Genomic DNA, 999 nt, shown 5'->3' on the forward strand with positions numbered 1-999 from the left:
CTCCGGGCTGCCGGCGGCGGCCACTTCGCTGGGCTGCCACAGGCGGCCACCGAAGGCGGCGGTGAGTTTGCCGAAACGCTGCAGGCCATCCTGCCCGGCCAGTGTCAACGGCGCGGTGATGCGGACCTGCATCCCCTCCAGCGCTTCCCAGCTGACCGGCGCATCGTCGATCAGGGTGACCGCCGGCGCCGCACGCGCGGCCAGCGCCACTACCGTGTCGGCCTGCAGGGTGGTCAGCGACGGGCCGTCCTTGCCGGCAGCCTGCTCCTGCACAGTGCCACGAAGGCGCAGCCACTGCCCGGCCTGGACCTGCTGGCCGTCCGGCAGGCGCACGAACAGCGCGTCGGAGGTCGCCGCATCGCCATCCCCGGCATCCTGCACAAACACTCCGCCCAGGCCGTCACGCATGTCGGCGGTAACCATCGCCTCGACCGTCACCGGCTTGCTTCATAAGGGCTGCGCCCGCCGCTGCCCTGCACCGTACCGACAGGCAACACACTGGCCGGGGACGCAGCCAAAACCGGACCGGCACCTGCCGCAGCCAGGGCCAGAGCGAGTAGCGAAGGAAAACAGCGCATGGACGACTCCAAAAGAAAGCGCAACAGGGATACGGAAAACAGAAGCGCCGCCCTGGAAAGGCGGCGCTGGATATTCTGCAGCAATGCGGCCGGTTGCCCGCTGCCGAATATGGCGGCTTGCTACTTCAGGTTGGCGAGCATCCAGTCCACCGTCGCATGGATCTGCTCTTCGCTCAGGCCCGCATTGCCGCCCTTGGGCGGCATGATGCCGCCGTTCGGGCCGGTGTAGCCCTCGATGGCGTGCTTGTACAGCGTTTCCTTGCCCTGGGCGATGCGCGCGTCCCAGTGCGCGTGGTCCAGCGTTGGCGCCATGCCCACGCCGTTGGTGTGGCAGGCGGTACACAGGTTGTCGTAGATGACCTTGCCATCCAGGGTGCCGCCATATGCGCCACTGGCCATTGCCGCCGCTGTCGCCGCCGCC

At 68.4% G+C, this 999-nt stretch carries 1 protein-coding gene and 1 pseudogene; both read right to left on the bottom strand.

Annotated features, from left to right (window positions below; all coding sequences use genetic code 11):
* Positions 1-438 (bottom strand): annotated as a pseudogene (locus JCM9942_RS16765) (ExeM/NucH family extracellular endonuclease); the annotation flags it as partial.
* Positions 439-698: 260 nt separating this feature from the next.
* Positions 699-999, bottom strand: a 301-nt coding sequence (locus JCM9942_RS16770) for a c-type cytochrome (RefSeq protein WP_157723028.1), incomplete at its 5' end; no start/stop codon positions are given.

The sequence above is a fragment of the Stenotrophomonas pictorum JCM 9942 genome (assembly GCF_001310775.1).
Classification (GTDB): Bacteria; Pseudomonadota; Gammaproteobacteria; order Xanthomonadales; family Xanthomonadaceae; genus Stenotrophomonas; species Stenotrophomonas pictorum.